Genomic DNA, 8,512 nt, shown 5'->3' on the forward strand with positions numbered 1-8,512 from the left:
GTGGAGGGGCCGTTGTGCGGCGGGGTGTTGTTCGGGGCGGACTGGTGGTGCGTGGGCGTGAGCCCCGGCGACTCGGCCGCGTGGCGCTTGCCCCGTGGCGCCTGATCGTCCGGCCACGCGCCGGGGGCGGGGGCCGGTGGTTGCGCCCACGCGGGCACCGGATCGGGGACCGGAGGCTGCTCGGACTGCTGGGGCGTCGCCGTGCCGCCCTGCGGTGACCGGTCCTGCCACGAGGAGGGGCCCGGGGCGGCCTGCGGTGGCCCGGCCGTGCTCTGGGAGGACGCCTCGGGCCAGGACATGGGCACCTCGGGGGAGGACGTCTCGGGCCACACGTCCTGGTGTGGCGCGTCAGGCCAGGAGGAGGGGGCGGCGGCGTTCCGCGTGGAGCCGGGCGGCCGTGCGGACGGTCCGGCGCCGTCCTGCGGCGGCAGGTCCGGCCAGGAGGGGGCGCCGGCGCTCGGCTGCGGCGATGCCTGGGGCCACGCGGAGGGGCCGGTGCCCAGCGCGGAGGGGTCGGGCTGAGAAGGCCCAGGAGCGCTCTGCGCGGAGTCGGACCAGGACGAAGGGCTGGTGGTGTTCTGTGGTGGGAGGCCCGGCCAGGCGGAGGGGCTGGTGGTGTTCTGTGGCGGGAGGTCCGGCCAGGAGGAGGCGCCAGGGGCGGTGCTCTGGGGCGGCTCGGGCCAGGACGGGCCGGACGTGTCCTGCGGGGAGGCCGCGTGGCGGGAGCGGCGGGGAGGCTCGGGCCAGGAGTCGTCCTTGCGCGGCGGCTCCGGCCACGCGGGGTCGCCGTGGGCGGGCGTCTCGGGCCACGATGTGGGAACGTCGGCCGCGTGCGAGCCGGACGACCGGGTGCCGGATCCCTCGCGCCGCGGCGCGTCGGGCCAGGACGGCAGGTGTGGTCCGGAATCATCCGCTGCCATGGCCGGCCCTCCCGAGGTAGTGTCCGGATTTACCCTTATCTCCGGATTTGACGTCCGAGGCATGATCTCATGGGATTTTCCAGGAGATGTAGGTGGTTCCGCAGCGAAACGAGCGAAGCCGTCAGGATCGGTCGGCGGATCCTGGAGCGGCAGGTCGGCTTCCGGACGATCAGGCTCAGCTGGGTACACCACGGCGACAAGGCTATTCTTCTGGGACGAATGAGGTCACAACGGATACATCACCATCAGGTCTCGCTGGGACCTGAAGGACTATTGTGCCCGCCGACCTCGATCGAGTATCTGCATTCAGCCGAAGACGTGCGCTACGCTTGACACATGCGTTCCGCGACCCTGCTTCTTAGCGGGCCGCGACGGCCCTGAAGATCTCGCCGTCGCGGCTCCACCCCTCGTTGTGTGCACGGGGGGTTTTCTTATGGGTCCGAGTCAATTCAAAGGACAGTAGCCGTGAGTGAGTACGATCCGCAGGCGCTGCAGGCCAAGTGGCAGCAGCGATGGGAGGAGCAGGACCCCTACCGGGCGAGCGAAGACCCGGCCGACCCCCGCGAGCGGCGCTACATGCTCGACATGTTCCCCTACCCGTCGGGCGACCTGCACATGGGCCACGGCGAGGTCTTCGCCATCGGCGATGTCATCGCGCGCTTCTGGATGCAGCAGGGCTACAACGTCCTGCACCCGATCGGCTGGGACTCCTTCGGACTGCCCGCCGAGAACGCCGCGATCAGGCGCAACGCCCACCCGGCCGAGTGGACCTACGCCAACATCGAGACGCAGGCCACCTCGTTCCGGCGCTACGCCGTCTCCTTCGACTGGTCGCGTCGCCTGCACACCAGCGACTCCGACTACTACCGGTGGAACCAGTGGCTGTTCAACCGGTTCTTCGAGCGCGGCCTGGCCTACCGCAAGGGCGGCCTGGTCAACTGGTGCCCCAACGACCAGACCGTGCTGGCCAACGAGCAGGTCGTGGCCGGCAAGTGCGAGCGTTGCGGCGCCGACGTCATCCGCCGCGAGCTGACGCAGTGGTACTTCAAGATCACTGATTACGCGCAGCGCCTGCTGGACGACATGGATCAGCTGGACAGCTGGCCCGAGCGGCTGCTGACGATGCAGCGCAACTGGATCGGCCGCTCTGAGGGCGCCGACGTGCTGTTCGAGATCGAGGGCCGCGACGAGCCGGTCCACGTCTACACCACGCGGCCCGACACCCTGTTCGGCGCCACGTTCTTCGTGGTCGCCGCCGACGCCGCGCTGGCCGACGAGATCGTCACCGACGAGCACCGCGCCGGCTTCGAGGCCTACCGCGCCGAGGTCGCCAAGCTGAGCGACATCGAGCGCCTGGCCACCGACAAGGAGAAGACGGGCGTCTTCCTGGGCCGCTACGCGATCAACCCGGTCAACGGCGAGCGCATCCCCGTCTGGGCGGCCGACTACGTGTTGTCCGACTACGGCCACGGCGCCATCATGGCCGTGCCCGCCCACGACCAGCGCGACCTGGACTTCGCGCTGAAGTTCGGGCTGCCGGTGAAGGTCGTCGTGCACACCGGCCTGGCCGACCCCGGCGAGACCGGCGAGGCCACGCCCGGCGAGGGCACGCTGGTCAACTCTGGGCCGCTCGACGGCCTGAGCAAGGTCGAGGCCATCGCCAGGATCATCGAGATCCTGGAGCGCGACGGCAGGGGCACGGGCGCGGTCAACTTCCGGCTGCGCGACTGGCTGCTGTCCCGGCAGCGGTTCTGGGGCACCCCCATCCCGATCATCCACTGCCCCGACTGCGGCGAGGTGCCCGTCCCCGACGAGCAGCTGCCGGTCACGCTGCCCGACATGCGCGGCGAGGCGCTGGCGCCCAAGGGTGTCTCCCCGCTGGCCAGCGCGACGGAGTGGGTCAACGTCGAGTGCCCCAAGTGCTCCGGTCCCGCCCAGCGCGACACCGACACGATGGACACCTTCGTCGACTCGTCGTGGTATTTCCTGCGTTACTGCTCGCCGGGCTACACCGACGGCCCGTTCGACCCCGAGCAGGTGCGCAAGTGGGGTCCGATCGACCAGTACGTCGGCGGCATCGAGCACGCGGTGCTGCACCTGCTGTATTCGCGGTTCTTCACCAAGGTCCTGCACGACATGGGCATGGTCGACTTCACCGAGCCGTTCATCCGCATGCTCAACCAGGGGCAGGTGATCAACGGCGGCAAGTCCATGTCGAAGTCGCTGGGCAACGGCGTGGACCTGGGCCAGCAGATCGACGATTTCGGCGTCGACGCCGTGCGCCTGACGATGATCTTCGCCGGTCCGCCCGAGGACGACATCGACTGGGCCGACGTCTCACCGGCCGCCTCGCAGAAGTTCCTGGCCCGCGTGCTGCGCGTGATGTCCGAGGCGACCAGCGAGCCCGGCGTCCCGTTCGAGCGCGGTGACGTGGAGCTGCGCAAGGTCACGCACCGCACGATCGACGAGGTCACCAGGCTGGTCGAGTCCCACCGCTTCAACGTGGCGGTGGCGCGCATGATGGAGCTGACCTCGGCCACGCGCAAGGCCATCGACTCCGGCCCCGGCCCGGCCGACCCGGCGGTGCGCGAGGCCGCCGAGTCGCTGGCGATCATGTTGTCGCTGGTGGCCCCCTACACCGCCGCGGAGGGCTGGGAGCGGCTGGGCCGTACCGGTCCCGTCGCCTTCGCCGGCTGGCCGGTGGCCGAGCCGGAGCTGCTGGTGCAGGAGTCGGTCACCTGCGTGGTGCAGGTGGCGGGCAAGGTCCGCGACCGCCTGGAGGTCCCGCCCGGCATCGGCGAGGACGACCTGCGGGCGCTGGCCCTGGCCTCGGAGAAGGTCGCCCCCTACCTGCAGAACGCGCCCCGCAAGGTGATCGTCCGGGCGCCCAAGCTGGTCAACATCGTCCCTTAGAGGGAGCGCAGGGCCGGCAGCAGCTCCTTCTCCGCCCAGTCGAAGAAGGGCTGCTGCCGGTCGTGTCCGATCTGGACGAGCGCGATGTGCGTGTACCCCGCGTCGACGTACTTCCTCGCGGCCTGCACGACCGCGTCCACGTCGTCGCCGCAGGGCACGCTCTGGGCCACGTCCTCCGGGCGTACGGTGCCGGCGGCGGCGGCGAAGTTGACCGGCGCGGGCAGCTCGGCCATGACCTTCCAGCCGCCGGTGGCCGCCCAGCGCCACAAGGTGTGCGCGCGCTCCTTGGCGGCCTCGGCGTCGGTGTCGTAGGAGAGGGCGAGCTGGCCGTAGACGGGCCTGCCGTGGCCGCCCGCCGCGTGGAACTGCTGCACCACCTCCGGCAGCGGCTCGTTGACCACGAGCCCGTCGCCGTACTCGGCGGCGAGCTCGGCGGACTGCCCGCCGGAGGCGGCGATGCCGATCGGCACCGGCCGCTCCGGCAGGTCGTAGAGCTTGGCGGAGTCGACGTCGTAGAACTCGCCCTGGCGGGTGACGTACTCGCCGCTGAAGAGCTCCCTGATGATCTGTACGGCCTCGGCGAACATGCGGTGCCTGGTGTCGACCGGCGGCCAGCCCTCGCCGATGACGTGCTCGTTGAGGTTCTCGCCGGCACCGAGCCCCAGGGTGAACCGGCCCCCGCTGAGCACGCCCATCGTGGCCGCCTTCTGCGCGACCACGGCCGGGTGGTAGCGCATGATGGGGCACGTCACGTAGGTCATGAGCGGGAGCCGCTCGGTGACCTGGGCCGCCGCGCCGAGCACCGACCAGCAGTAGGGCGAGTGCCCCATCTCCTCCAGCCACGGGAAGTAGTGGTCGGAGATGACCGCGTAGTCGAAGCCGATCCGCTCGGCCGCCGCGGCGTAGTCGACCAGCTCGCGGGCCGGGGTCTGTTCGGACATCAGGGTGTAGCCGATCTGTACCATTTCTCCCGGCTACCCCTGTTTGCCGGGGTTAGCGTCCAGGGACTGGAGATCGTCAACGGTGGCAGTCGCGCATCTCCTCGGCCACCAGGCCCAGGCCGATGCCCAGCAGCCAGACGTCCTTGGCGAGCGCGATGCCCTGCTCGGAGGGCCGCAGGCTGCCCTCCTGCCGCAGGCCGGGCGTCTTGAAGTAGAGGCCGAGCAGGCCCGCCGCGAAGCCCGTCAGCGCGGCCCCCGCCAGGAGCGACGGCACGAGCGGCACCAGCAGGGCCACGCCGATGGTGATCTCCGTCTTGGAGAGCAGCCTGGTGAAGGTGGCCGGGCGCATCCCGCGCAGGAACGGATAGGTGCCCGAGGCCATGCCGTGCAGGCTCGCGGCGGTGTCCTCGCCGGCGCCTGATTTGCTGAGCCCGGAGTTGAGGATGATGGCCGCGGCGGCCAGCCGGGGCGGGAGCTGGTGCGGGCGAGCGAGGATCTTCATGGTGCCTCACAGGATGCAGAAGCCGGAAACCGTACCATTCCCCTACATATCCGGCGCATCCCGGACTTGGCCGTTCCGAGGACAGGGCGAGTTCGCTGGGGAGAGAATTCTTGGGCTGGCCTTGGTCTCGCGCATTAGTGTGCATCTGTGACAAATGGCGCATACCTCAGACACCCCCACCTGCACGATGACGTGGTCACCTTCGTCGCCGACGACGACGTCTGGCTGGCTCCCCTGACAGGAGGCAGAGCCTGGCGCTTCACCGCGGACCGCGTACCGGTGTCGCATCCGAGATTCTCGCCCGACGGCGGGCGCATCGCGTGGACCAGCGGCAAGGAGGGCGCCCCCGAGGTGTTCGCGGCCGAGATCGACGGGCCGGAGGGTGAACGGCTGACCCACTGGGGCAGCACGACGACCGGCGTACGCGGATGGACCCCTGATGGCGACGTGCTCGCGGTCAGCGCGGCCGGGCAGAGCGAGACCAGCAGGAGCTGGGCCTACGCGGTGCCGCTCGACGGGGGACCGGCCACGCGCCTGCCGTACGGGTGGCTGAGCGACGTCGCGCTCAACGGCCCGCAGGTGGCGACCGTGTCGCCGATGTGGCGGGAGCCGTCGCAGTGGAAGCGGTACCGAGGCGGCACGGCGGGCAAGATCTGGGTCGACGCCGACGGCGACGGAGAGTTCACCAGGCTGTTCGCCGACAGCACGGCCCAGTACTGGGCGATCTGCTGGGTGGGCGACAGGATCGTGTTCCTCGCCGACATCGACGGCGTCGGCAACCTCTACTCCGCCCGGCCCGACGGCTCCGACCTGCGCAAGCACAGCTCCCACGAGGAGTTCTACGCTCGCCACGCCACCGGTGACGGCGAGCGGGTGATCTACAGCCACGCCGGCGACCTGTGGGTGCTGGAGAGCCTGGACGCCGAGCCGTACCGGCTGGACGTGCGGCTGGGCGGCCCGCGGCCCGGGAGGGCCCGGCGGCCGGCGCCCCTGCGGGCGGGCTCGTACTCGCCCGACGCGAGCGGGCGGGCCAGCGCCGTGGAGATCCGCGGCACCGCCCACTGGGTGACCCACCGCGACGGCCCCGCCGGCGTGCTCCGGGCGCAGCCCGGCGTCCGCGTACGTCTCCCGCAGGCCCTGGACTCCGACGGGCGGGCCGTGTGGGTGTCCGACGCGAGCGGCGAGGACGGGCTGGAGGTCGGCACGCCCGGAGGCGAGGTCAGGACGCTGGCCGCCGGGCAGCTCGGCCGCGTGCTCGACCTGGAGGCCGCCCCGGACGGCAAGCACGTGGCGGTGGCCACCCACGACGGTCGGCTGCTGGTCGCCGACCTCGAATCCGGCAACCTCCGCGAGCTCGACCGCACCACCCAAGGAGACGTCAGCGGCCTGACGTTCTCGCCCGACTCGAGCTGGCTGGCCTGGGTGCACCCGCACCACGAGCCGCTGTCACAGATCAGGATCGGACGCGTCGACGGGACCTCCGTCATCGAGGTGACCCCGATGCGGTTCGCCGACTACGACCCCGTGTTCACCAAGGACGGCAAACACCTGGCGTTCCTGTCGGTCCGGACGTTCGACCCCGTCTACGACGCCCATGTCTTCGACATGTCGTTCCCCCAAGGATGCCGCCCGTACCTCGTGCCGCTGCAGGCCGGCACGCCGTCGCCGTTCGACCCCTCGCTGCAGGGCCGCGGGTTCAACGGCGAGGACGACAAAGCCGCCAAGGAGGACGGAGCCAAGGACGACACGCCGCCGCGCACCGAGGTCGACCCCGAGGGCATCGCCTCGCGCGTGGTGCCGGTGCCGGTGCCCGCGGGACGCTACGGCAACCTGCGCACCGCCAAGGACGCGCTCCTCTGGCTGCGCCACCCGCTCACCGGTCAGCTCGGCGACGGCACAGAGCCCCCGAACGACATCGTGCTCGAACGGTACGACCTCAAGAAGCGCGCCAGGGCCGAGCTGGGCAAGGAGGCGCGCTCGTTCGAGGTGAGCGGCGACGGCGCCAGGCTCGTCACCAACGGCAAGAACGGCCTGCAGACCCGTGCCGCCACCGAAGGGGACGAGGTCGTCACCATCGACCTCGACCGCGTCACCGTCCAGATCGACCCGGTCGCCGAATGGCGGCAGGGCTTCCGCGAGGCCGGGCGGCTCATGCGCGACCACTTCTGGCGCGAGGACATGAACGGCGTCGACTGGCAGGCCGTGCTCGACCGCTACGAGCCGCTGGTCGACCGCATCGGCTGCCACTCCGAGCTGATCGACCTGCTCTGGGAGACCCAGGGCGAGCTGGGCACCTCGCACGCCTACGCCTACGTCAACGGCGGCGGCCACGACTCCCGCCGCCGCCAAGGGCTGCTCGGCGCCGACCTGGCCAGGGACGACGACGGCGTGTGGCGGGTCACCCGCATCCTGCCCGGCGAGTCGTCCGACCACGCCGCCCGCTCGCCGCTGCTCGCGCCCGGCGTCGCGGTCCGCCCCGGCGACGCGATCGTCGCCGTCGGCGGCCGCCCGGTCGACCCCGTACGCGGGCCGCTCGCCCTCCTGGCCGGCACCGCGGACCAGCCCACCGAGCTGACCGTCCGCCCGGCCTCAGGAGGTGAGCCGCGCCGCGTCGTCGTGAGCCCCGTCGCCGACGAGACGCAGCTGCGCTACCACGACTGGGTGGAGGACCGCCGCGCCCACGTCAGGGAGGCCTCGGACGGCCGGCTCGGCTACCTGCACGTGCCCGACATGGTGGCCTCGGGGTGGGCGCAGTTCCACCGCGACCTGCGTACCGAGATGGCCCGCGACGGGCTCATCGTGGACGTCCGGGAGAACAGCGGCGGGCACCTGTCGGAACTGGTGCTGGAGAAGCTGTCCAGGAAGGTCACCGCGTGGTCGCTGGTCCGCGGGTACGAGCCGATGCGCTACCCGGAGGACTCGCCGCGCGGACCGGTCGTGACCGTCACCGACGAGTTCGCCGGCTCCGACGGGGACATCGTGAGCGCCGGCGTCAAGAACCGCGGGATCGGGCCGCTCGTGGGCACGCGGACGTGGGGCGGCGTGATCGGGATCGACTCGCGCTACACGCTCGTCGACGGGACGCGGGTGACGCAGCCGCGCTACGCGTTCTGGATCGAAGGCCAGGGGTGGGGGGTGGAGAACCACGGCGTCGACCCGGACGTCGAAGTGGTGATCACCCCGCAGGACCGGGTCGCCTGTCTCTTATACACAGCTGACGCTGCCGACGACTAGTC

General features: G+C 71.2%; 4 protein-coding genes and 1 pseudogene. 2 read left to right on the forward strand and 3 right to left on the reverse strand.

Going from position 1 to position 8,512, the window contains the following annotated elements; all coding sequences use genetic code 11:
- A pseudogene (locus E1292_RS55335) lies at positions 1-920 on the reverse strand (hypothetical protein); the annotation flags it as partial.
- A gap of 465 nt (positions 921-1,385) precedes the next feature.
- Here E1292_RS55335 and leuS point away from each other — a divergent pair.
- Positions 1,386-3,833 carry a leucine--tRNA ligase gene (leuS, locus tag E1292_RS47965; RefSeq protein ID WP_181958417.1) on the forward strand — a complete coding sequence of 816 codons (2,448 nt, stop codon included), beginning with the start codon at positions 1,386-1,388 and terminating at the stop codon, positions 3,831-3,833.
- Here the strand turns inward: leuS and E1292_RS47970 are convergent.
- Positions 3,830-4,798 (reverse strand): TIGR03557 family F420-dependent LLM class oxidoreductase, encoded by a 969-nt coding sequence (locus tag E1292_RS47970; RefSeq protein WP_132606472.1) that lies wholly within the window; start codon positions 4,796-4,798, stop codon positions 3,830-3,832. The genes leuS and E1292_RS47970 overlap by 4 nt on opposite strands.
- Positions 4,799-4,850: 52 nt before the next feature.
- Positions 4,851-5,276 (reverse strand): hypothetical protein, encoded by a 426-nt coding sequence (locus tag E1292_RS47975; protein WP_132606473.1) that lies wholly within the window; start codon positions 5,274-5,276, stop codon positions 4,851-4,853.
- 147 nt (positions 5,277-5,423) lie between these two features.
- Between E1292_RS47975 and E1292_RS56370 the strand changes: the two genes are divergently transcribed.
- Positions 5,424-8,510 carry a S41 family peptidase gene (locus E1292_RS56370; protein WP_132606474.1) on the forward strand — a complete coding sequence of 1,029 codons (3,087 nt, stop codon included), beginning with the start codon at positions 5,424-5,426 and terminating at the stop codon, positions 8,508-8,510.
- The last annotated feature ends 2 nt before the right edge of the window (positions 8,511-8,512 follow it).

The sequence above is a fragment of the Nonomuraea deserti genome (assembly GCF_004348685.1).
GTDB classification, from domain to species: Bacteria; Actinomycetota; Actinomycetes; order Streptosporangiales; family Streptosporangiaceae; genus Nonomuraea; species Nonomuraea deserti.

What these genes read in the sequence shown, in the direction of transcription:
- E1292_RS47975 (WP_132606473.1), bottom strand. Translation starts at nt 5,276, where the DNA reads ATGAAGATCCTCGCTCGCCCGCACCAGCTCCCGCCCCGGCTGGCCGCC.
- E1292_RS47970 (WP_132606472.1), bottom strand. Translation starts at nt 4,798, where the DNA reads ATGGTACAGATCGGCTACACCCTGATGTCCGAACAGACCCCGGCCCGC.